Source organism: Pseudomonas sp. Marseille-P9899 (genome assembly GCF_903166565.1).
GTDB lineage: Bacteria > Pseudomonadota > Gammaproteobacteria > Pseudomonadales > Pseudomonadaceae > Aquipseudomonas > Aquipseudomonas huaxiensis.
In genome coordinates this window covers 56,558-78,209 of the sequence record NZ_CAESCG010000007.1, presented here as the reverse complement: position 1 = coordinate 78,209, position 21,652 = coordinate 56,558, and the positions used below count along the sequence as shown (strand labels likewise).

Annotated in this window: 19 protein-coding genes; 15 read left to right on the top strand and 4 right to left on the bottom strand. The window is 63.5% G+C overall.

The features are described 5' to 3' along the window. The first annotated feature begins 48 nt into the window (after nucleotides 1–48). The 5 genes from HWV67_RS26590 to rarD all read left to right on the top strand — a co-directional run bounded on the left by HWV67_RS26590 (nucleotide 49) and on the right by rarD (nucleotide 5,615). Nucleotides 49–786: a ComF family protein gene (locus HWV67_RS26590; RefSeq protein WP_175653429.1), complete on the top strand. Its 738-nt coding sequence runs from the start codon at nucleotides 49–51 to the stop codon at nucleotides 784–786. Nucleotides 787–845: 59 nt separating this feature from the next. Next, on the top strand, nucleotides 846–1,610 hold the full coding sequence (locus HWV67_RS26585) for a TOBE domain-containing protein (protein ID WP_175653428.1): 765 nt from the start codon (nucleotides 846–848) through the stop codon (nucleotides 1,608–1,610). A gap of 64 nt (nucleotides 1,611–1,674) precedes the next feature. Continuing rightward, nucleotides 1,675–3,576, top strand: coding sequence for a PhoX family protein (locus HWV67_RS26580; protein WP_175653427.1), 1,902 nt, complete (start codon nucleotides 1,675–1,677; stop codon nucleotides 3,574–3,576). A gap of 116 nt (nucleotides 3,577–3,692) precedes the next feature. Then, nucleotides 3,693–4,667 carry a serine/threonine protein kinase gene (locus HWV67_RS26575; protein ID WP_175653426.1) on the top strand — a complete coding sequence of 325 codons (975 nt, stop codon included), beginning with the start codon at nucleotides 3,693–3,695 and terminating at the stop codon, nucleotides 4,665–4,667. A gap of 60 nt (nucleotides 4,668–4,727) precedes the next feature. Continuing rightward, complete coding sequence (gene rarD, locus HWV67_RS26570) at nucleotides 4,728–5,615, top strand: EamA family transporter RarD (protein ID WP_175653425.1); 888 nt, start codon at nucleotides 4,728–4,730, stop codon at nucleotides 5,613–5,615. A gap of 237 nt (nucleotides 5,616–5,852) precedes the next feature. On the opposite strand, the gene HWV67_RS26565 is transcribed toward rarD, so the two are convergent. Next, nucleotides 5,853–6,371, bottom strand: coding sequence for a glycine cleavage system protein R (locus tag HWV67_RS26565; protein WP_110971497.1), 519 nt, complete (start codon nucleotides 6,369–6,371; stop codon nucleotides 5,853–5,855). A 440-nt stretch (nucleotides 6,372–6,811) separates the two neighbouring features. Between HWV67_RS26565 and HWV67_RS26560 the strand changes: the two genes are divergently transcribed. Continuing rightward, nucleotides 6,812–8,989, top strand: a complete 2,178-nt coding sequence (locus tag HWV67_RS26560; RefSeq protein WP_175653424.1) for a malate synthase G — start codon at nucleotides 6,812–6,814, stop codon at nucleotides 8,987–8,989. A 123-nt stretch (nucleotides 8,990–9,112) separates the two neighbouring features. On the opposite strand, the gene HWV67_RS26555 is transcribed toward HWV67_RS26560, so the two are convergent. After that, nucleotides 9,113–9,559 carry a response regulator gene (locus HWV67_RS26555; protein ID WP_175653423.1) on the bottom strand — a complete coding sequence of 149 codons (447 nt, stop codon included), beginning with the start codon at nucleotides 9,557–9,559 and terminating at the stop codon, nucleotides 9,113–9,115. A gap of 199 nt (nucleotides 9,560–9,758) precedes the next feature. Here HWV67_RS26555 and HWV67_RS26550 point away from each other — a divergent pair, with 199 nt between their 5' ends. The 7 genes from HWV67_RS26550 (at nucleotide 9,759) to HWV67_RS26520 (ending at nucleotide 17,978) form a co-directional block, all read left to right on the top strand. After that, nucleotides 9,759–11,696 (top strand): DUF294 nucleotidyltransferase-like domain-containing protein, encoded by a 1,938-nt coding sequence (locus HWV67_RS26550; protein ID WP_175653422.1) that lies wholly within the window; start codon nucleotides 9,759–9,761, stop codon nucleotides 11,694–11,696. A gap of 10 nt (nucleotides 11,697–11,706) precedes the next feature. Further along, nucleotides 11,707–12,417, top strand: a complete 711-nt coding sequence (locus HWV67_RS26545) for a 3'-5' exonuclease (RefSeq protein WP_175653421.1) — start codon at nucleotides 11,707–11,709, stop codon at nucleotides 12,415–12,417. A 116-nt stretch (nucleotides 12,418–12,533) separates the two neighbouring features. Next, on the top strand, nucleotides 12,534–13,052 hold the full coding sequence (locus HWV67_RS26540) for an RNA polymerase sigma factor (RefSeq protein ID WP_175653420.1): 519 nt from the start codon (nucleotides 12,534–12,536) through the stop codon (nucleotides 13,050–13,052). Beyond that, nucleotides 13,049–14,026 carry a FecR domain-containing protein gene (locus tag HWV67_RS26535; protein ID WP_175653419.1) on the top strand — a complete coding sequence of 326 codons (978 nt, stop codon included), beginning with the start codon at nucleotides 13,049–13,051 and terminating at the stop codon, nucleotides 14,024–14,026. Before HWV67_RS26540 ends, HWV67_RS26535 begins: the two co-directional genes overlap by 4 nt. A gap of 147 nt (nucleotides 14,027–14,173) precedes the next feature. Beyond that, nucleotides 14,174–16,600: a TonB-dependent receptor gene (locus tag HWV67_RS26530; protein WP_175653418.1), complete on the top strand. Its 2,427-nt coding sequence runs from the start codon at nucleotides 14,174–14,176 to the stop codon at nucleotides 16,598–16,600. A 113-nt stretch (nucleotides 16,601–16,713) separates the two neighbouring features. Then, nucleotides 16,714–17,826 carry a PepSY-associated TM helix domain-containing protein gene (locus HWV67_RS26525; protein ID WP_175653417.1) on the top strand — a complete coding sequence of 371 codons (1,113 nt, stop codon included), beginning with the start codon at nucleotides 16,714–16,716 and terminating at the stop codon, nucleotides 17,824–17,826. Next, the gene (locus tag HWV67_RS26520) at nucleotides 17,823–17,978 is read left to right on the top strand and encodes a hypothetical protein (RefSeq protein WP_175653416.1); all 156 of its coding nucleotides are present in this window, start codon (nucleotides 17,823–17,825) and stop codon (nucleotides 17,976–17,978) included. The genes HWV67_RS26525 and HWV67_RS26520 overlap by 4 nt, the downstream gene beginning before the upstream one ends. A 123-nt stretch (nucleotides 17,979–18,101) precedes the next feature. On the opposite strand, the gene HWV67_RS26515 is transcribed toward HWV67_RS26520, so the two are convergent. Then, nucleotides 18,102–19,352 (bottom strand): IS256 family transposase, encoded by a 1,251-nt coding sequence (locus HWV67_RS26515; RefSeq protein ID WP_175653415.1) that lies wholly within the window; start codon nucleotides 19,350–19,352, stop codon nucleotides 18,102–18,104. 150 nt (nucleotides 19,353–19,502) lie between these two features. Between HWV67_RS26515 and HWV67_RS26510 the strand changes: the two genes are divergently transcribed. Further along, nucleotides 19,503–20,090 carry a DUF2780 domain-containing protein gene (locus tag HWV67_RS26510; RefSeq protein ID WP_175653414.1) on the top strand — a complete coding sequence of 196 codons (588 nt, stop codon included), beginning with the start codon at nucleotides 19,503–19,505 and terminating at the stop codon, nucleotides 20,088–20,090. Here HWV67_RS26510 and HWV67_RS26505 read toward each other — a convergent pair. Then, nucleotides 20,082–20,969, bottom strand: a complete 888-nt coding sequence (locus HWV67_RS26505; protein ID WP_175653413.1) for an acyltransferase — start codon at nucleotides 20,967–20,969, stop codon at nucleotides 20,082–20,084. The genes HWV67_RS26510 and HWV67_RS26505 overlap by 9 nt on opposite strands. 180 nt (nucleotides 20,970–21,149) lie before the next feature. On the opposite strand from HWV67_RS26505, the gene rloA2 reads away from it, so the two are divergent. Further along, nucleotides 21,150–21,647, top strand: coding sequence for a retropepsin-like aspartic peptidase RloA2 (gene rloA2 / locus HWV67_RS26500; RefSeq protein ID WP_175653597.1), 498 nt, complete (start codon nucleotides 21,150–21,152; stop codon nucleotides 21,645–21,647). The last annotated feature ends 5 nt before the right edge of the window (nucleotides 21,648–21,652 follow it).

Sequence of the window (21,652 nt, the reverse complement as noted above, 5' to 3'; positions counted from 1 at the left end):
ATGCCCCGCCAGCGCATCACGGATAGCCCGCATAGTTAAGGAAGCCACATGCACTGTCAACCACACCAAGAACCACCGGTTTACATCTGTACAAATAACAACCAGGCCTGCTTATTGTGCGATGAAGCGTCCGAGCAGCCGCACCCGATTTGCGTGCCCTGTGAAAGCGAGCTGCCCTGGCTCGATGAACATTGCCGGATCTGCGCCCTGCCGCTGCCGATGCGCGGCCTGCTCTGCGGCCAGTGCGCGCGGCGGCGTCCGGCGTTCCGGCAGGTCGAAGCGCCCTGGCATTACGGCTTTCCCGTGGATGCGCTGATCACCCGCTTCAAGCACCAGCGCCAATGGCCGTTGGGCCGGCTGCTGGCGCAAATGCTCGGCAACTGGCTCGGTCATCGCTTCGACGAAGGCCTACCGCGACCAGACCTGCTGTTGCCGGTGCCCATGGCAACCCGGCGCCTGCGCCAACGCGGCTACAACCAGGCGCAGATGCTCGCCGAATGGATCAGCGGGCAACTGAAGATTCCCTGCAATTCACAACTGCTGGACCGCTTGCGGGACACCCCGGCGCAACAGGACCTGAACGCCCGCGCACGCAAGCGCAACCTCAACGGCGCATTCGCCCTCGCGACCGCGGAGGGCATCCAGGGCCGCCACCTGGCGCTGGTCGATGACGTCCTGACCACCGGTGCCACAGCCCAGGCATTGGCGCGCCTGCTGCGCGATGCCGGGGCGAAACGGGTCGATGTCTACTGCCTGGCGCGCACCCCGCGACCCGGCGACGCTTGACTTGAAGCAGACAGGCGGGCACTTTCCTGCCGATCATCGTCATCTTTCGTACCCATCCTATGCCCTTGCCCGCGCCCCTGACCCAGCACATCGTCCGCCGTCCGCAACGTATCGGCCTGTTGCAGCACATTGACGAGCAAGGCTCGATCACCCGTGCCGCAAAAGCCGCCGGCATGAGCTACAGGGCCGCGTGGGACGCCATCGACGAACTGACCAACCTCGCCGCCCGCCCGTTGGTGGAACGCAGCACCGGTGGTCGCGGCGGCGGCGGCGCCCGCCTGTCGGATGAAGGACGCCGGGTACTGCGCCTGTACCAACGCCTGCAGATCCTGCAAGCGCAGATCCTCGAAGAAGCCGAAGACACCAGCGACCTCGACCTGCTCGGTCGCCTGATGCTGCGCACCAGCGCGCGCAATCAGTTGCATGGCCGGGTCAGCGCGATCCATCCGCAAGGGCGCAACGACACCATCGAACTGACCCTCGCCGGAGGCCTGCGCATCGAAGCGCAGATCACCCATGACAGCACCCATCGCCTGGAACTGGAGATTGGCACCGCGGTGGTCGCGCTGATCAAGGCCGGCTGGCTGGAACTGGCCACCCTCGACGAACCGGTGCCCGCAGGCAGCAACAGCCTGAACGCGGAAATCGAAGAATTGCTCGAGGATCCACAGGGCCCCAGCGAGCTGCGCCTGACCCTGAGCAGCGGGCAGATTCTCTGCGCGTTCGCCGAGCCGGAATGGCTGCGGACCCACGACCTTGGCGTCGGAAACGTCGTACAGGTTCGCTTCCTTCCGACCTACGTTCTTCTCGGAACACCCGTCTAAAATTCGCCATATAACTGTCATAACGGCTGATTAAGGTGACTGCCTAAACCGCAGGAAGCCTGTCATGAACCTATTAGAAGAAAATCAACTGACCGACCTCGAGCAACTGGTCGGTCTCAGCCGTCGCCGCTTTATCGGCGCCGGTGCCTTGTGTGGTGCAGCATTGTTTCTCGGTGGCAACCTCCTCAGCCGCAGCGTGCTGGCCGACAGCGTCAGCGCCGCCAGCAGCAACCTGCTCGGCTTCGCCGGCATTCCTGCGTCCAGCGCCGATGGCATCAGCCTGCCGCCCGGCTACAAGGCTTCGGTGCTGATCAGTTGGGGCCAGCCGCTGAATGCCGCTGCGCCGGCCTTCGACCCGTCCGGCAAGGGCACGGCCAAAGCGCAGGAAATCCAGTTCGGCGACAACAACGACGGCATGAGCCTGTTCCCCTTCCCCGGCGACGAAAACCGGGCGCTGATGGCGATCAACAACGAATACACCAACTACCGCTACCTGTTCGACCACGGTGGCCAGCCCGCCAACGCCGAAGACGTGCACAAGGCCCAGGCTGCCGAAGGCGTCTCGGTGATCGAAGTGCGGCGCAAGGACGGCCAGTGGCAGTTCGTCCAGGACTCGCCCTACAACCGTCGCATCCACGGCAACACACCAATCCGCCTGAGCGGCCCGGCCGCCGGTGATGCCTGGCTGCGCACCGCCGCCGACAACAGCGCGACCAAGGTGCTCGGCACCTTCCAGAACTGCGCCAACGGCAAGACGCCGTGGGGCACCTACCTGACCTGCGAAGAAAACTTCACCGATTGCTTCGGCAGCAGCGATCCACAGCAGGCGTTCGACGCCGCGCAAAAACGCTACGGCGCCTCGGTGACCGGCAAGGAAGTCGGCTGGCATCAGCACGACCCGCGCTTCGACCTGGCGAAGAACCCCAACGAACTGAACCGCCACGGCTGGGTGGTGGAGATCGACCCGTTCGATCCGAAGTCCACGCCGATCAAGCGCACTGCCCTGGGCCGCTTCAAGCACGAAAACGCCGCCCTCGGCGAAACCCGCGATGGCCGCGCGGTGGTGTACATGGGCGACGACGAGCGGGGCGAGTTCATCTACAAGTTCATCAGCCGCGACCGCATCGACCACAAGAACCCCACCGCCAACCGCAACCTGCTAGACCACGGCACCCTCTACGTGGCGCGCTTCGATGAAGGCGACGGCAATCCCGGACATCCGAAAGGCAAGGGCCAGTGGCTGGAACTGAGCCACGGCAAGAACGGCCTCAACGCCGCCGCCGGCTTTGCCAGCCAGGCGCAGGTGCTGATTCATGCACGCCTGGCCGCCAGCCTGCTCAAGGCCACGCGCATGGACCGTCCCGAGTGGATCGTGGTCAGCCCAAAGGACGGCCAGGTCTATTGCACCCTGACCAACAACGTCAAACGTGGCGAAGAAGGCCAGCCGGTGGGCGGGCCCAACCCGCGCGAGAAGAACGTCTACGGGCAGATCCTGCGCTGGCGCGAAACGACTGACGACCACGCCTCGATGACATTCGACTGGGACCTGTTCGTGGTCGCCGGCAACCCCGAGGTGCATCCGGGTGCGGCCAAGGGCGGCTCGACCAACGTCACCGCGCAGAACATGTTCAACAGCCCTGACGGCCTGGGTTTCGATGCGGATGGCCGGCTGTGGATCCTCACGGATGGCGACTACAGCAACGCCGGAGATTTCGCCGGCATGGGCAACAACCAGATGCTGTGCGCCGACCCGGCGACTGGCGAGATCCGTCGCTTCATGGTCGGTCCGGTGGCGTGTGAAGTAACCGGTATCGCCTTCGCGCCGGACCAGAAGACCCTGTTCGTCGGTATCCAGCACCCGGGTGAAACCGGCGGCTCGACCTTCCCCGAGCACTTGCCGAACGGCAAACCGCGCTCCTCGGTGATGGCGATTGTCCGCGAGGATGGCGGGGTGATCGGCGCCTGATCCCGCCACAAAAAATCCTGTGGGAGCGAGCTTGCTCCCGCCCACAAGGTTTTGCCCCCTGAGTTACCATGCCGAATCGATGCGGCCGCTCACCTGCCGCACAGCCGGAGTCGCGCATGTCTCATCCCTTCAATACCCTCACTCCCGATCTGGTCCTGGATGCCATTGAAAGCCAGGACCTGCTCAGCGACGCGCGGGTGCTGGCCCTGAACAGCTATGAGAACCGCGTCTATCAGGTCGGCATCGAAGACGCCGAGCCGGTGATCGCCAAGTTCTACCGGCCTGACCGCTGGACCGACGCCGCGATTCTTGAAGAACATGCCTTCACCGCCGAACTGGCCGATTGCGAAGTGCCGGTCGTCGCGCCGCTGGCGCACAACGGCAAGACCCTGTTCGAGCACGCCGGTTTCCGCTTCGCGCTGTTCCCGCGCCGCGGTGGCCGGGCGCCGGAGCCGGGCAACCTGGATCAGCTCTACCGCCTCGGCCAGTTGCTCGGGCGCCTGCACGCGGTGGGCGCCACCCGTCCATTCGCCCACCGAGAACACCTTGCGGTGGATAACTTCGGCCACGCTTCGCTGGCCACTCTGCTCGACGGCGGGTTCGTGCCGAAGAGCCTGCTGCCGGCCTTCGAATCCGTGGCGCGTGACCTGCTCAAGCGCATCGAGGCCATCTACGCCCGCACTCCGCACAAACTCACCCGCCTGCACGGCGACTGCCATCCCGGCAACATGATCTGCCGCGACGACGTATTCCATATCGTCGACCTCGACGACTGCCGCATGGGCCCTGCCGTGCAGGACCTGTGGATGATGCTGGCCGGCAGCCGCGAAGAACGCCTGGGCCAGTTGGCCGAGCTGATGGACGGCTACAACGAATTCCACGACTTCGACCCGCGTGAACTGGCCCTGATCGAACCCCTGCGCGGCCTACGCCTGTTGCACTACAGCGCCTGGCTGGCGCGGCGCTGGGACGACCCGGCGTTCCCGCGCAGCTTCCCCTGGTTCGGCCAGGAGCGTTACTGGGGCGACCAGATCCTCGCCCTGCGCGAACAGTGCGCCGCGCTGGACGAAGCGCCGCTGAAATTGTTCTAAATGTGTCTGGCGCTCTGTCTACAATGGCGGCGTATTTAGCTAGCTAAGCAAGGAACCTGCATGACTGCCGCAAACCCGCGCCGCGGGTACATCCTGGGCCTTACCGCCTACATCATCTGGGGCCTGTTCCCGCTCTACTTCAAAGCGCTGCAAAGCGTTCCGTCACTGGAAATCATCGTCCACCGGGCGCTCTGGTCGGCGCTGTTCGGCTCCTTGCTGCTGTTGGTCTGGAAGCATCCGGGCTGGTGGCGCGAGCTGCGCGAGAACCCGCGCCGCCTGGCGGTGCTGGCGGTCAGCGGCGTGCTGATCGCGGCCAACTGGCTGACCTACGTCTGGTCGGTGAACAACGGGCGCATGCTCGAAGCCAGCCTCGGCTACTACATCAACCCGCTGGTAAACGTGCTGCTGGGGATGCTGTTGCTCGGCGAGCGGCTGCGGCGCCTGCAATGGGTCGCGGTGGGCCTGGCGGCGCTGGGCGTGGCGCAGCAGGTCTGGCAGGTGGGTAGCTTGCCCTGGGTGTCGCTGGTGCTGGCGCTGACTTTCGGCTTCTACGGGCTGATCCGCAAACAGGCGCCGGTCGCCGCCCTGCCGGGCCTAGTGGTGGAAACCTGGATGCTGGTGCCGCTGGCGCTCGGCTGGCTGCTGCTCCACCCCGAGGCACACAGCGCCCAACCGGCGTTCTACATGAGCAGCGAAGCGCTGTGGCTGATGGCGGCCGGCCCGGTGACGCTGGTCCCGCTGGTGTGCTTCAACGCCGCCGCGCGGCACCTGCCGTACACCACGCTGGGCTTCCTGCAATACCTTGCGCCAACCCTGGTGTTGCTGCAGGCAGTGCTGTTGTTCGATGAACATTTGTCCAGCAGCACGCTGGTGGCGTTCATGTTTATCTGGGCCGGTCTGGCGCTCTACAGCGTCGATGCCTGGATGAGTTTGCGCCGCCGCGCTTGATCAAAAAACGTACAAACCTCCGGAGGCCACGCCGTTCGTGGCCTCCAGCAACCTCTCCCAAGGTTATCCACACCCTCATCCCCGTGCTTTGTGCACAAGCCCCTGAATTCTGGTGATTTTTTGCTCAATCGCCGGAAAGCCACGGCCCGTATGGCCTGGCGCCGTGACTCCCCAGCTTATCCACAGGCGGGTCCCCGATAAAACGGGATAAGTGAAACGGCAGGGAATTGGGGATAACTACTCTTCCGGGCGCAGTTCCAGGTCCACCATCAGGTCGTCGGCGAGCGCTTCGAGGCGCGACTGCAAGTCATCCAGGGACAGGGTCAGCGGCACGGCAAGCAGTGCGTCGGCGTGGAACAGCGGCTCGCTGCTCATCGGCGCCGGCCGCACATCCGTGCTCAAGCGCTCGACGTTGACGCCTTGCTCGGCCAGCAGGCGGGTGATGTCGCGGACAATACCGGGACGGTCGTTGCCCACCAGGGTCATGGCAATGGGTTTCCAGGTGCAGGACGGCTCGATGCCGCTTTCGGCGATCAGCACGCGAATGCCGCGCTCGCCCAACGCTTGCAAGGCATCCACCAGTTCTTCGTGGGATTCGGCCGGCACCGCCACCCGCAGGATCCCGGCGAACTGCCCGGCCATCCGTGACATGCGGCTTTCCAGCCAATTGCCATTATGCTCGGCGATGCATTGAGCGATACGCTCCACCTGGCCGGCCTTGTCGGCGGCGATGACAGTGAGTACAAGATGATTCACGCGGACGACCTCTGCTGGAAAACCCGTGGAAACGCCCATGGCAACGGCGCGCCGGGAAAGTATAGGCAAGGCGCGGCAACCTGCCGCAGGCCTTTCGAAAATCAAATCGTGTACTGTTTTAAGATTTATCTGGAACAATCCACACAAATTTTGCGAACATACGCCTTCCCAGCGTGACCCCATGCGACCAAACGGTCGCAGAACGACGTATTTAGTCTAATTTTCACAAGCGCAGCGCATCATGTAGTATGCCGCGGCGCGGACTACAAAACGTTCCGATCCGATGTCTGCCAAGCGCCTGTGAAAATGCGCAACCGCCCGCCAGCCCGTCTGGAAGGCCGCACCCAGTCGCCCGCAAGGGCATGCCCTGGTGCCGTGTTTAGAGAAGCGCGTAAGGCATAAATAGAAAAGCGTAATAGCTGAGCAGAGTGAGGCAAGCAATGACTGAACACGTTCAAGTCGGTGGCCTTCAGGTCGCCAAAGTCCTGTTCGACTTCGTGAATAACGAAGCCATTCCCGGAACCGGCGTCAGCGCCGAGAAGTTCTGGGCAGGTGCGGAAAAGATCATCCACGACCTCGCTCCAAAGAACAAAGCCCTGCTGAGCAAACGCGACACCCTGCAAGCGCAGATCGATGCCTGGCACCAGGCGCGCAAAGGCCAGGCCCACGACGCCGTGGCTTACAAAGCATTCCTTCAGGAAATTGGTTATCTGCTGCCAGAAGCATCGGATTTCCAGCTTTCCACCCAGAACGTGGACGACGAAATCGCCCGCATGGCCGGCCCGCAGCTGGTCGTCCCGGTGATGAACGCCCGCTTTGCCCTGAACGCCTCCAACGCTCGCTGGGGCTCGCTGTATGACGCGCTCTACGGCACCGACGTGATCAGCGAAGCCGATGGCGCGGAAAAAGGCAAAGGCTACAACAAGGTTCGCGGCGACAAGGTCATCGCCTTCGCCCGCGCCTTCCTCGACGAGTCCGCGCCACTGGCTGCCGGCTCCCATGTCGACGCTACCCGCTACAGCATCGACGGCGGCAAGCTGATCGTCGCCCTCAAAGGCGGCAGCAACAGCGGCCTGCGTGACGACGCGCAACTGATCGGCTTCCAGGGCCAGACGTCCGAACCAACCGGCATCCTGCTCAAGCACAACGGCCTGCACTTCGAAATCCAGATCGATCCGACCACTCCAGTCGGCCAGACCGACGCCGCTGGTGTGAAGGACGTCCTGGTCGAAGCCGCACTGACCACCATCATGGACTGCGAAGACTCCGTGGCCGCCGTCGATGCCGACGACAAGGTCGTGGTCTACCGCAACTGGCTCGGCCTGATGAAAGGCGACCTGTCGGAAAGCGTGAGCAAGGGCGGCCAGACGTTCACCCGCACCATGAACCCGGACCGCGAATACACCGCGCCCAATGGCGGCACCGTCACCCTGCACGGTCGTTCGCTGCTGTTCGTGCGTAACGTCGGTCACCTGATGACCATCGACGCGATCCTCGACAAGGACGGTAACGAAGTGCCGGAAGGCATCCTCGACGGCCTGGTCACCAACCTCGCGGCGATCCACAACCTCAACGGCAGCGCCACCCGCAAGAACAGCCGTACCGGTTCGGTCTACATCGTCAAACCGAAGATGCACGGCCCGGAAGAAGCCGCGTTCACCAACGAGCTGTTCGGCCGCATCGAAGACATGCTGGGCCTGCCGCACAACACCCTGAAAGTCGGGATCATGGACGAGGAGCGCCGCACCACGGTCAACCTCAAGGCCTGCATCAAGGCTGCCAGCGAGCGCGTGGTGTTCATCAACACCGGCTTCCTCGACCGTACCGGTGACGAAATCCACACCTCGATGGAAGCCGGCGCCATGGTGCGCAAGGGCGCCATGAAGACCCAGAAGTGGATCGGCGCCTACGAGAACTCCAACGTCGATATCGGCCTGGCTGCTGGCCTGCAAGGCCGCGCACAGATCGGTAAAGGCATGTGGGCCATGCCGGACCTGATGGCCGACATGCTCGAGCAGAAGATCGCTCACCCGCTGGCCGGTGCCAACACCGCCTGGGTGCCGTCGCCGACTGCCGCCGCACTGCACGTGCTGCACTACCACAAGGTCGACGTGTTCGCCCGTCAGGCTGAACTGGCCAAGCGTGCCCCGGCTTCGGTCGATGACATCCTGACCATCCCGCTGGCGCCGGACACCAACTGGTCGGCGGACGAAATCCGCAACGAGCTGGACAACAACGCCCAGGGCATCCTCGGCTACGTGGTTCGCTGGATCGACCAGGGCGTGGGTTGCTCGAAAGTGCCGGACATCAACGATGTCGGCCTGATGGAAGACCGCGCGACGCTGCGTATCTCCGCGCAGTTGCTGGCCAACTGGCTGCGTCACGGCGTGGTGAGCGAAGCGCAAGTGCTGGAAAGCCTCAAGCGCATGGCGCCGGTGGTGGACAAGCAGAACGCCAACGACCCGCTGTACCGCCCGCTGGCGCCGGACTTCGACAACAACATCGCCTTCCAGGCGGCTGTTGAACTGGTCGTTGAAGGCACCAAGCAGCCGAACGGCTACACCGAGCCGGTGCTGCATCGTCGTCGTCGTGAATACAAGGCGCGTAACGGTCTCTGATCGCAGGCGCTGAATTTGGGGCTGCTTTGCAGCCCTTCGCGAGCAAGCTCGCTCCCACAGGGTTTTTGCTCAATCCTATGTGGGAGCGAGCTCGCTCGCGAAGGGCCGCAAAGCGGCCCCAATTCATTCCTGAATCCCCAACTCCCTGCGCACCAACTCCATCAACTTATCCACATCAATCGGCTTGAGCAGAAAATCCACCACGCTCAAATGCATCGCCGTAATCGCATCCTGCACATCCGCATCGCCGGAAATGATGATGATCGGCAGCGCCGCCCACTCCGACTCGCGCACCTTGCGAATCAGCTCCAGGCCGTCAAACGGCCCCATCCGCAAATCCGTGATCAACAAACCAATGCGCCGGTCGCTCGCAATAACCTGCAGCGCATCGTCAGCCGCCGTCAACGTCACACACTCGACACCGTGAAACGCGAGGATCTCGGCCAGCAGCGCGCGTGCGTCAGCGTCGTCGTCGACGATCAGCACTTTCTGCGGGCTGGGCGGCGGCGCCGTAAGCTCCGCCAACGCCGCACGCTCGGCGTCGCTCAGTAAATCATCGTGATCGGGCATGGGTGTCTCATCGTCGGTGACCTGCAAAATGTCCCGTAAACCAAGTTCAGACCGCATTCGCGGTGCGTGCAACCTGTATTTCGTCGAGCATCAGCCCCTTAGACTTACGTCCAATGGGCACCGGGTAGCCCGCAGCCGACCATGAAGGCAATAACAACAAAACGGTTTCCCTGGACGAAACCCTGGAACGGTCACGCCGATGAGCAAAATGGACGCTTTCACCCAAGCCGGGAAAACTGCAGTCATGCAGAACATCCAGGGCACCATGCAGTTCCTGCAACGCTTCCCGCCGTTCAATCAGATGGAAAATGCCCATCTGGCCTATCTGGTCGAGCAGTGCCAACTGCGTTTCTATGCGGCCGGCGACAGCATCATCAAGCCCGCCGACGGCCCGGTCGAGCATTTTTATATCGTCAAGCAGGGCCGCGTGGTCGGCGAACGCACCCATGTGGTCAAGGGCGACACTGAAACCACCTTCGAAATCGCACGCGGCGAATGCTTCCCGCTGGCCGCCCTGCTGGGCGAGCGCGCTACCCGCACCGAGCACGTGGCCGGCGAAGACACCTTCTGTCTGCAATTGAACAAAGCCGCCTTTATCCGTCTGTTCGCCCTTTCCGAAGTGTTCCGCGATTTCGCTCTGCGCGGGGTCAGCAGCCTGCTCGATCAGGTCAACCAGCAGGTGCAGCGCCGCGCGGTGGAAACCCTCGGCAACCAGTATTCACTGAACACCCGCCTCGGCGAACTCGCCATGCGCCACCCGGTGGCCTGTACGCCGCAGACCAGCCTGCGCGAAGCCGTGCGGCTGATGGATGAAACCCAGGTCGGCAGCATCGTGATCATTGATGACGAACGCTTCCCCGTTGGCATCTTCACCCTGCGCGACCTGCGCCAGGTGGTGGCCCGGGCCGAGACCGACTTCGACTCGGCGGTGTCCGGCCACATGACCGCTTCGCCGTTCTACCTCACGCCCCAGGCCAGTGCCTTCGACGCCGCCATCGCCATGACCGAGCGGCATATCGCCCATGTCTGCCTGGTGGAAGACCGCCGCCTGTGCGGCGTGGTTTCCGAGCGCGACCTGTTTTCCCTGCAACGGGTCGATCTGGTCCACCTGGCCCGCACCATCCGCAGCGCCCCGCGCCTGGAAAGCCTGGTGGCGATGCGCGGCGAAATCGGCCAGCTTGTCGAGCGCATGCTGGCCCACGGCGCGTCCTCGACCCAGATCACCCACATCATCACCCTGCTCAACGACCACACCGTGTGCCGGGTGATCGAACTGGCGATCGAGGAAAAGGGCGACCCGGGCGTACCGTTCACCTGGCTCTGCTTCGGCAGCGAAGGTCGCCGCGAACAGACCCTGCACACCGACCAGGACAACGGCATCCTGTTCGACGCCCGCGACGCGGCCGAAGCCGCCGAGATTCGCGGGCGCCTGTTGCCGCTGGCGCAACACATCAACCAGGGTCTGGCGCAATGCGGCTTCAGCCTGTGCAAAGGCAACATCATGGCCGGCAACCCCGAGCTGTGCCTGTCGCGGGCCGAATGGGCGCGGCGCTTCTCCGCCTTCATCCGCGAGGCGACCCCGGAAAACCTGCTGGCGTCGAGCATCTATTTCGACCTGCGGGTGGTCTGGGGCAACGACGACAGTTGCGAACAACTGCGCCAGAGCGTCCTCGATCAGGTCGCCGACAACCGCCTGTTCCAACGCATGATGGCGGACAACGCGCTGCGCCAGAAACCGCCGGTGGGGCGCTTCCGCGAGTTCGTCCTGACCCGCAGCGGCAACGACAAGGCCGCCACCCTCGACCTCAAGGTCCAGGGCCTGACGCCCTTCGTCGACGGCGCGCGCTTGCTGGCCCTGGCCAACGGCATCAGCGCCAACAACACCCTGGAGCGCCTGCGCCAACTGGTGGAAAAGGAAGTCATCGACCCGCTGGACGGCGGCGCCTTCGAAGAGGCCTACCATTTCATCCAGCAGACCCGCATGCAGCAGCACCAACTGCAGACCCGGCAGAACCTGCCCTACTCCAACCGCGTCGACCCGGACAGCCTCAACGACCTGGACCGGCGCATCCTGCGTGAATCGCTGCGTCAGGCCCAGCGCCTGCAAAGCAGTCTGGCCCTGCGTTACCAATTGTGAGTTCCCAGCTATGAGTTTGTTTGCCTGGCTGCGTCCCAGCCAACCCACCCTCGACGACGTGCAGCGCCAGCGCCTGGCCGGGCTGGGTACGCCGCCGGTGCTTGGCGAGACGCCGCTGGGCAAGCAGCGCTGGGTGGTGCTGGACCTGGAAACCAGCGGCCTGAACGTCAACCGCGATCAGGTGCTGTCGATCGGCGCCGTGGTGACCGAAGCCGGCGCCATCGTTTTCAGCCAGCAGTTCGAACGCACCCTGCACCGCCACGACCACAAACTCGCCCCCAGCGTGCTGATCCACGGCCTGGCGCCCAGCGCCATCGCCGCCGGCTGCGACCCGGTGGAAGCGCTGCTGGACCTGATGGACTTCATCGGCGACAGCCCGCTGCTGGCCTTCCACGCCGGTTTCGACCAGCGCATGCTCAGCCGCGCGCTCAAGGACAGCCTCGGCTACAAGCTCGTGCACCCGTTCATGGACGTGGCGGAACTGGCGCCGCTGCTCAACCCGGATGTGGTGATGCGCGACGCCGGCCTGGACGACTGGGTGGCGCACTTCAAGCTGCTGGTCGAGGAACGTCACAACGCCAGCGCCGACGCCCAGGTCACCGCCGAACTGGCGCTGATCCTGTTCAGCCAGGCCCGGCGCCAGCAACTGGACAGCCCGAAGGCTCTGGAGCAACGTCTCCAGAGCTGGCGGCGCAAGCGCCAGCAAAGCCACGGGATGTAATCGCCCTTCCCCGACCTTGCTGAATCCGATGAGCGTTAATTGCACAGTGCCACAGGCTCTGACACAATCGCGAATAATTCTCGTTAGTTAACGCATTCTTTTTCCCGGGGAACGCCTTGTCGTCCGTGCCTAGCCCTCACAACGAGCTGGTCGGTGCGCTGTACCGCGACCACCGCAGTTGGCTGCTCGCCTGGTTGCGCCGCAACCTTGCCTGCGCCGAGCGCGCCGAAGACCTGAGCCAGGACACCTTCGTGCGCCTGCTCGGCCGCGACGCATTGCCGGCGCCGCGCCAGCCGCGGGCTTTTCTCATGGCCGTGGCCAAGGGCTTGCTGTTCGACCATTTCCGTCGTTCGGCGCTGGAGCAGGCGTACCTGGAAGAACTGCTGCTGGTGCCCGAGGCCGAACAACCGTCTCCCGAAGCGCTGCTGCTGATCCTCGAAGACCTCAAGGCCATCGACCGCCTGCTCGGCAAGCTGTCGAGCAAGGCCCGCGCCGCGTTCCTGTACAACCGCCTGGACGGCATGAGCCATGCCGAGATCGCCGAAAAGATCGGCGTCTCCGTGCCGCGAGTGCGCCAGTACCTGGCCCAGGGCATGCGCCAGTGCTACATCGCGCTGTACGGCGAGCCGACATGAGCGCGTTTAACGCCAGACCGGTATCAGCCGGTGTGCTTGATGCCGCCATCGCCTGGCAACTGTGCCTGGATGCCGGCAGCGGCAACGCTCAGGAACGCGCCGACTTCGAGCGCTGGCATGCCGCCAGCGAAGAACACGCCCGCGCCTGGCTACAACTGGGCATGCTCGACCAGCGTTTCGCCGCCGCCGCCGGCCCGGCGCGCAAGGCCCTGATGCAATCCCGGGTCAGCCTGCGCCAGCGCGTGCGCAAGCTCGGCGGCGGGCTGGCCAGCCTGTTGTTGGTGGGCGGTTTGCTCAGTTGGGTCAATGCTCATCAGACGCTGGGGTACTGGCTCGCCGACCAGCGCACCGCCACCGGCGAGCAGCGCAGCCTGCGCCTGGACGACGGTACGCTGATCAGCCTGAACACCCATTCGGCGGTGGATATCCGCTTCACCGAGAACGAACGCCTGATCGTGCTGCACGACGGCGAGATTTCCATCGAGACCGGGCACAAGGCCAACGACACCCGACCGTTCGTCGTCGCCACCGATGATGGCCGCATGCGGGCGTTGGGCACGCGCTTCCTGGTGCGTCTGGAAGGCGATGGCACGCGCCTGAGCGTGTTGCAGTCGGCCGTGGCCGCCAAGCCGCAGGACAGCGGCGACGAGCAGATCGTGCATGAAGGCCAGGAAGTGTTGATGAGCCACGACCAGTTGGGTCGCATCAACACCCTCAAGCCCGGCGCCGACGCCTGGACCCGCGGCATGCTGGTGGTGGACAACGTGCGGCTGGCCGACCTGCTGGGCGAGCTGGGGCGTTATCGCGCCGGTTACCTGGGCGTTGCGCCCGAAGTCGCCGATTTGCGCATCACCGGCAGCTTCCCGCTGCATGACACCGACCTGGCGCTGAAATCGCTGTTGCCGACCCTGCCGGTGCAGGTGCAGCAGCGGACGCCGTGGTGGGTAACGGTGATGGCGCGCGGCGACAAATAACCACTGCTGACCTGATCGCTGGCTTGTCGGCGATCAGGTCGCTGCCCCACCGAAATCTAAATCGAAAATATTTTCATCCAGCCCTATCACTTTTCAATTCTCGCTCGGCAAGGAGGCTAGTTAGCACATATCCCGTCGAGGACCCGCATGACCCGCTCAATCGAAAGCTTCCTGCGTCCAAGCCTGCTGGCCGTGGCCATTGCCATCGCCGCACCGTTGGCCAGCACCCCGCTGATCGCCGCCGAACAGGCCGGCAACCTGCACAGCTACAACCTGCCGGCCGCGCCACTGGCCACCACCCTGAACCAGATCGCCAGCCAGGCCGGCATCGCCCTGACCCTGGACCCGGCGCTGGCCAGCGGGCGCACCTCGGCTCCGGTCAAAGGCCAGTACGACGCCGTCGGCGCCCTGCAACAGGCCCTGCGCGGCAGCGGCCTGCAACTGCAACAGAGCAGTGCCGGGACTTACAGCCTGGTGGCCGTGGAAGAAAACGCCATCGCCCTGCCCAACACCGATATCAACGCCAAGGTCGCCGCCGCTGACGGCAGCGCCGCCGCCGGCTATCGCGCAGAAACCGTCAAGAACGTCGGTGCCCTCGGCGCCATGAAACTGCAAGACACGCCCTACTCCATGAGCGTGGTGTCCCAGGAATTCCTCAAGAACACCCAGACCACCAGCCTCGACGACGTGTTCAAGCGCAACCCCGCCACCCAGCTCTACGGGCCACGTTCCGCCGGTTACGCCAGCGCCGTCGCGATCCGCGGCTTCAGCGGCTCCGGCAACATGAACATCGCCAACGACGGCCTGCGCTTCAGCAACGGCGCCGATGCCGGCAACTTCATCGAAGACACCGAGCAACTGGAAATCATCACCGGCCTGACCGGCTTCCTGTATGGCCCGGGCACGCCCGGTGGCCTGGTCAACTACGTGCTCAAGCGCCCGACCTACGAGCGCTACAACAGCGTCACCCTCGGCAACGCCGGCGGCGAAAACTACTACATGCATGGCGACTTCGGCGGCAAGATCGACGACGCCGGCGTGTTCGCCTACCGCCTGAACGTGCTGGCGCAGGACGGCGAGACCGCCATCGATCTGCAGAAGCACCGCCGCGAAATGATCAGCGCGGCACTGGACTGGAACGTCAACGACGACCTGCAGATCCAGTTCGATGCGTCCCACCGCAAGAATCAGGTGCGCGGTCTGAGCAGCTATTGGTACGTCGCACCGGGCATCGAGCGGCCTGATGCCTCGTCGCTGAAAAACGACAAGCTGTACAGCCAGAAATGGTCGTTCTCCGACAACGAAACCGACAAGGCCGGCGTGCGCGCCAACTGGCGCCTGAACGACACCTTCACCGTGCGTGCAGCCTTCGCGGCCCAGCAGTACACCGATGAGTTCACTTACACCGGCCCGACGCTGACCAGCGCCACCACCTACAGCCAGCCGATCTACGCCTTTGCCCCGATCGAAAGCGAAGAAAAGTCCGGCTCGCTGTTCCTCGACGCCGCCTTCGCCACCGGCCCACTGGATCACAAACTGACCGTGGGCTACCAGGGCAACACCACCCGGGTGAAGCAGTACGAAGATCACATCCCGTACCCGGGCTGGCAGTACAAGTCGCCGGTAGGTGACATTCCGCTGAGCGAGCAGCCGCAAGTGACCAAGCCCGGCTGGTCCATCGGTCATGGCGACCAGCGTCTGGCCAACAGCGCGGAAACCAACAACTTCCTGCTCGGCGACATCATCACCTTCAACGAGCAGTGGTCGACCATCCTTGGCGTGACCCAGACCCAGATCAAGAGCTACACCAACGAGTTCGTCTACGCCAAGGCCTTCGGCACGCCGGAGACCGAGACCAAGTACAACAAGAGCAAGACTTCGCCGAACATCTCGCTTATCTACAAGCCAGTGCCTTGGCTGACCACCTACGCCACCTACATCGAAGGCCTGCAGGCCGGCGGCGTAGCGCCAAGCGATGCGATCAACGCCGGTCAGGCGCTGGCGCCGCAGATCAGCGAACAGTATGAAATCGGCGCGAAGGCGACCGTGGGCGACACCCTGCTCACCCTGGCCTTCTTCAACATCGACAAGCCGAACAACTACAAGAACAGCGCCGGGCTCTACACCCAGGATGGTCGCCAGGAAAACAACGGCCTGGAGTTCAGCGTGACTGGCAAAGTGATGCCCGAGCTGACCGTGGTCGGCGGTATCACCCTGCTGGATCCGCAGGTCAAGAAGACCGCCATCACCGCCAACGAAGGCAACGCCCCGACCAACGTCGCCAAGCAACTGGCCAAGGTCTACGCCGAGTACGATCTGGACGCGCTGCCGGGCGTAGCGCTGACCGGTGGTGCCTATTACACCGGCAAGCAATATGCCGATGAAGCCAACCACGTCAGCCTGCCGTCGTTCACCACCTTCGATGCGGGTGCGCGCTACAAGACCCATGTGGCGGACAACGACGTGACCTTCCGGGTCAACGTCGCCAACCTGGCGAACAAGGAATACTGGCTGAACAGCTTCTACCTGGGTGATCCACGGACCGTGCAGTTCTCGGCTCAGTTGGAGTTTTAAGGCCCCCCATCGCGAGCAAGCTCGCTCCTACAGGTGACCGATCGCGTCTCCCTGTAGGAGCGAGCTTGCTCGCGATTATGTGCACCGCTTTCTACCGACGGTTAGCCAACCCCATGCAAGCCAAAACCATCCGCCGCTGGTCCGCGATCCACACCTGGACCAGCCTCATCAGCACCCTGTTCCTGCTGCTACTGGCAGTCACCGGCCTGCCGCTGATCTTCCACCATGAAATCGACCACCTGCTGGGCGATGCGCCCGAGCTGAAGGTGATGCCCGCCGACACCCCGAAACTGGATCTCGCGCAGCTTGTGCTGAGAGCCGAGGCCCATCGTCCGGGCGAGGTGATGCAGTACTTCGGCTGGGACGAAGACGACAGCAACGGCGTGGTGGCGATCATGGCCGCCACCGCCGGTACCGAGCCCAACTCGTCGCACACCTTCATGCTCGACGCGCGCACCGGCGAGGTCGTGGAAATGCCCTCGGCCAACGGCGGCTTCATGATGACCATGCTGCGCCTGCACGTCGACATGTTCGCCGGCCTGCCGGGCAAGCTGCTGCTGGCGTTCATGGGCGTGCTGTTTATCGTGGCGATCATCTCCGGCGTGGTGCTCTATGCGCCGTTCATGCGCCGGCTGGACTTCGCCACGGTGCGCCACGACAAGTCACGGCGGCTGCGCTGGCTCGACCTGCATAACCTGATCGGCGTCGTCACCCTGACCTGGGCGCTGGTGGTGGGCGTCACCGGGGTGATCAGCGCGCTGTCGGATCTGGTCATCGCCGCGTGGCGCAACGACAGCCTGACGACGATGGTCGCGCCGTACCGTGATGCGCCGCCGCTGACCGCGCTGGCACCGGTCAGCCGGGTGCTGGATATCGCCGCCGACGCTGCGCCGGGCATGACGCCCGACTTCATCGCCTTCCCCGGTACACGCTTCTCCAGCGAGCACCACTACGCGGTGTTCATGAAGGGCAGCAGCCATCTGACCGCCCATCTGCTGACGCCGGTGCTGATCGACGCCAGCACCCTGGCGGTCACCGCCGTGGGCGAGCGGCCGTGGTACATGGACGCCATGGGCCTGTCGCAGCCGCTGCATTTTGGCGACTACGGCGGCCGGCCGATGCAGATTCTGTGGGCGGCGCTGGATGTGCTGACCATCATCGTGCTGGGCAGCGGGCTTTATCTCTGGTGGGTGCGCCGACGCACGGCCGCGGAGGGCGCGCGATGAACATGAAGGTGTTCGGCATGCCGCTGTTGATCGGGGTGCTCGGGGCGGCGGGGTTGTTTGCCGCGCTGCTTGGGGATGGTTGGTGGGATGCGCTGGCGTGGGTTGGGTTGGGGTTGCCGGCCTGGTATGGGTTCAGGGGGTTTTTCAGGTAGGTCTCTGGGCTCTTATCGCGAGCAAGCTCGCTCCTACCCTGTAGGAGCGAGCTTGCTCGCGAGGGAGTGTCAGATTTTTTGTGTGCGGGCCGGTAACGGCCTGCCGTCAGGCAGGCCCTGATTTCACCAGGTCGGCCTGATGAATCGATCTCCGTACAGAATCGCAAATTGATTCATCGCACTTTTCCAGTCATGCGCCGCTGAGCCCCAGTTTGCGGTGATGTTGCGCAGTCCCAGCCAGATCAATTTGGTCGCTGCATCGTCGTTCGGGAAGTGGCCACGGGTCTTGATGATCTTGCGCAGTTGGGCGTTGATGCTCTCGATGGCATTGGTGGTGTAGATCACCTTCCGGATAGCAGGCGGGAAGACAAAGAATGGAATCACGCGATCCCATGCCCGTCGCCAGGCAGCCACTACGGTTGGATATTGCTTGCCCCAAGGCCCGCTTTCAAACTCATCCAGCGCCTGTTCAGCCGCTTCGGCGTTAACAGCCTGATAGATCGGTTTGAGGGCCTTGGCCAACGCCCGACGTTTGTCCCAGGCTGCAAAATCGAGGCTGTTGCGGATCAGATGAACGATGCAGGTTTGCAGCGTTGTTTCTGGAAACACCGCGCCCAAGGCCTCTGGCATGCCTTTGAGACCATCGGTCACGGCAATCAACACATCCTCGACACCGCGAGTCTTGAGGTCGTTGAACACCTTCATCCAGAACTTCGCACCTTCGGTGCTCTCGATCCAGATGCCCAGAATATCGCGCGTTCCATCAGGCAAAACGCCCAGCGCCAGGTAGATCGCCTTGTTGCGAACCAGACCTTCTTCGCGGATTTTGACTCGCAGCGCATCAAAGAAAATGACCGGGTACATCGGCTCCAAGGGACGTTGTTGCCAGGCACCAATTTCCTCCATGACCTCATCGGTTACAGAGCTGATGAAGTCATGTGAAACGTCTGTTCCGTATTGCTCGGAAAGAAAAGCCCGAATCTCTCTAACCGTCATTCCACGGGCGTACATGGCAATGATCTTGTCGTCGAAACCGGTGTAACGGCGCTCATGTTTGGGGATCAGGATGGGCGAGAAACTGCCGTCCCGGTCCCGAGGGATATCCAGGCGTAGCGGGCCATCGCCTGTCAGCACGGTCTTGCCACTCTTGCCGTTGCGCTGGTTGGTCTCATCCTCTGGGCGCTGCGCGCCAGGAGGATAGCCCAGGTGATGGCCAAGCTCGGCGTTCAGGGCTCGCTCGATCAGTGCTTTCTTGAAGGCGGCAGAGGCCTCTTCGATAGCCTCTGCGGTCATCAGTGGGGTCGCGGAAAACTGTTCAAGAAGCTCTTTCGGGACCTTCGGTAACTCTCGAAGCGGTTTCTTTTTGGTTGGCATACATGCACCTCTTACTCATGGTATGCCCGAACACAAAATTTCTGACACCCTCGCTCGCGATGGCGACAACGCCACCTCCGGGAACATTCCCCCGCCAATCCACTCCAACACCTCGTTTTCCCTGCCTTTACGGCTGACGAGGTCTTTGCCATGAAACGTTTCGCGCTGGTCACCCTGATGACCCTGGCCGCCAGTTCGGCCTTCGCTTTCAACCTCAACGACGCGGCCAACGCCGTGTCCGCCATGCAAGGCAAGTCCGATGGCGCAGCCGTGCAGGCGCCCGCCGCTTCGGCCAATCTGCTCAACACCCTCGGCAGCGAACTCAAGATCACCCCGGAACAAGCCATTGGCGGCACCGGCGCCCTGCTGGGCCTGGCGCGCAATCAGTTGAGCACGGGCGATTACCAACAACTGAGCAAGGCCGTGCCGGGCCTCGACATGCTGTCTGGCGAGAACGCCCTCGGCGGGCTGGCGGGATTGGGGGATCTGCTCGGCAAGAGCGGTCAGGCGTCGGCGTTGAGCAATGCGCTGGGCGGGGAGGTGAAGAACGGCACGGACCTGAACAACGCCTTCAGCGCCCTCGGCATGGAGAACGGTATGATCGCCCGCTTCGCGCCGCTGATCCTGCAGTACCTCGGCCAGCAAGGCGTGGCCGAGTCGTTGTTGCAGAACCTGGCCGGCATCTGGGGCAACGGCACTGTCGCACCGCTCGCCCCGGCAACCGGCCCGTCAGTTTAATTCCGCGCGCAGGGCCTCGATCCGCGCATCCTTCTCGCGCCACAACTGGTTCACCCAGTCCTGCACGGCCTGGCGCACCGCCGGGTCGGTCTCGTAGTCACCGGCCCACAGCGCCGGGTCCAGCTCGCGCACCTGAATATCGACGATCACCCGCGGCAACCCGCCGCTGACCAGATCCCAGAAGCCCGGCGCCTTGTCGCCGGGATAGACGATGGTCACGTCCAGCAGCGCGTCGAGTTGCTCACCCAAGGCCGCCAGCACGAAGGCGACACCGCCGGCCTTGGGCTTGAGCAGGTGCCGATAAGGCGACTGTTGTTCCTGGCGCTTGGCCTCGGTGAAACGGGTGCCTTCCAGGTAATTGACCACGGTCACCGGCTGGCGCTTGAACAGCTCGCACGCCGCCTTGGTGATGGCCAGGTCCTGGCCCTTGAGGTGCGGGTGTTTGTCGAGAAAGGCCTTGCTGTAGCGCTTCATGAACGGGTAATCCAGCGCCCACCAGGCCAGGCCCAGCAACGGCACCCAGATCAGCTCCTTTTTCAGGAAGAACTTGAAGAACGGGATCTTGCGGTTCAGCACCTGGATCAGCGCCGGGATATCGACCCAGGTCTGGTGGTTGCTGACGCAGAGGTAAGAAGTGTCCAACCGCAGGTTGGCATTGCCGCGCACATTCCAGCGGGTGGGGATGCACAGGGCGAAGATCAGCTTGTCGACTTCGGCCCAGGTCTCGGCAAACCACATCACCGCCCGCGAGGCGCGATCACGGTAATGGCCAGGCAGGACCAGCTTGAGCAGCGCGCAAAACAGCAGCGGCCCGATCATGATCAGGGTGTTGAGCAACAGCAACAGGGTGACGAAACTGCCGGTAAGCAGGCGACGCATAAATCCACTCTTATTGTGGGAAAGACGGCCCGTCATGATAAGCAGCCTCGCCATGAACGCCAAACGCTGCCCGGCGAGTGTCGTGAACAAATGTTTCACGTTGTGTTCATTACCGTAGCTTGCCGAACCTAAAGCACAACGGCAGTCTAACTGTCGTCTCGTCCCAAGGAAGTCATGCCATTGAAACCACTGATCGCCCTGCTTGGCCTGCTGTCGCTGCCGGTGATGGCCGCCGAGCCGACCCTCTACGGTCGCTACGAATACATCGGCCTGCCGGAAATCGGCCAGACCCTCAAAGCCAAGATGGACACCGGCGCCCTCACTGCCTCGCTGTCCGCCAAGGACATCGAACAGTTCAGCCGTAACGGCGAGGACTGGGTGCGCTTCCGCCTGGCCACCAAGGATGCCGACAGCAAGGTCTTCGAACACAAGCTGGCGCGCATCAGCAAGATCAAGAACCGCGCCGACGAAGAAGACGAAGAAGGCACCGAGATCGCCCACCGTCCGGTCATCGACCTGGAGCTGTGCCTGGGTGATGTGAAGCGCACCGTTGAGGTCAACCTGACCGACCGCAGCAGCTTCAACTACCCGCTGCTGATCGGCGCCAAGGCCCTGCGCGAATTCGGCGCTGCGGTAAACCCGGCCCGCCGCTTCACCGCTGACAAGCCGGACTGCTGACGCAA

Coding starts and splice junctions, on each gene's coding strand:
- HWV67_RS26525 (WP_175653417.1), top strand. CDS start 16,714: ATGCAAGCCAAAACCATCCGCCGCTGGTCCGCGATCCACACCTGGACC.
- HWV67_RS26555 (WP_175653423.1), bottom strand. CDS start 9,559: ATGCCCGATCACGATGATTTACTGAGCGACGCCGAGCGTGCGGCGTTG.
- HWV67_RS26590 (WP_175653429.1), top strand. CDS start 49: ATGCACTGTCAACCACACCAAGAACCACCGGTTTACATCTGTACAAAT.
- HWV67_RS26545 (WP_175653421.1), top strand. CDS start 11,707: ATGAGTTTGTTTGCCTGGCTGCGTCCCAGCCAACCCACCCTCGACGAC.
- HWV67_RS26505 (WP_175653413.1), bottom strand. CDS start 20,969: ATGCGTCGCCTGCTTACCGGCAGTTTCGTCACCCTGTTGCTGTTGCTC.
- HWV67_RS26520 (WP_175653416.1), top strand. CDS start 17,823: ATGAACATGAAGGTGTTCGGCATGCCGCTGTTGATCGGGGTGCTCGGG.
- HWV67_RS26580 (WP_175653427.1), top strand. CDS start 1,675: ATGAACCTATTAGAAGAAAATCAACTGACCGACCTCGAGCAACTGGTC.
- rarD (WP_175653425.1), top strand. CDS start 4,728: ATGACTGCCGCAAACCCGCGCCGCGGGTACATCCTGGGCCTTACCGCC.
- HWV67_RS26510 (WP_175653414.1), top strand. CDS start 19,503: ATGAAACGTTTCGCGCTGGTCACCCTGATGACCCTGGCCGCCAGTTCG.
- HWV67_RS26575 (WP_175653426.1), top strand. CDS start 3,693: ATGTCTCATCCCTTCAATACCCTCACTCCCGATCTGGTCCTGGATGCC.
- HWV67_RS26550 (WP_175653422.1), top strand. CDS start 9,759: ATGAGCAAAATGGACGCTTTCACCCAAGCCGGGAAAACTGCAGTCATG.
- HWV67_RS26560 (WP_175653424.1), top strand. CDS start 6,812: ATGACTGAACACGTTCAAGTCGGTGGCCTTCAGGTCGCCAAAGTCCTG.
- HWV67_RS26585 (WP_175653428.1), top strand. CDS start 846: ATGCCCTTGCCCGCGCCCCTGACCCAGCACATCGTCCGCCGTCCGCAA.
- HWV67_RS26515 (WP_175653415.1), bottom strand. CDS start 19,352: ATGCCAACCAAAAAGAAACCGCTTCGAGAGTTACCGAAGGTCCCGAAA.
- HWV67_RS26530 (WP_175653418.1), top strand. CDS start 14,174: ATGACCCGCTCAATCGAAAGCTTCCTGCGTCCAAGCCTGCTGGCCGTG.
- HWV67_RS26535 (WP_175653419.1), top strand. CDS start 13,049: ATGAGCGCGTTTAACGCCAGACCGGTATCAGCCGGTGTGCTTGATGCC.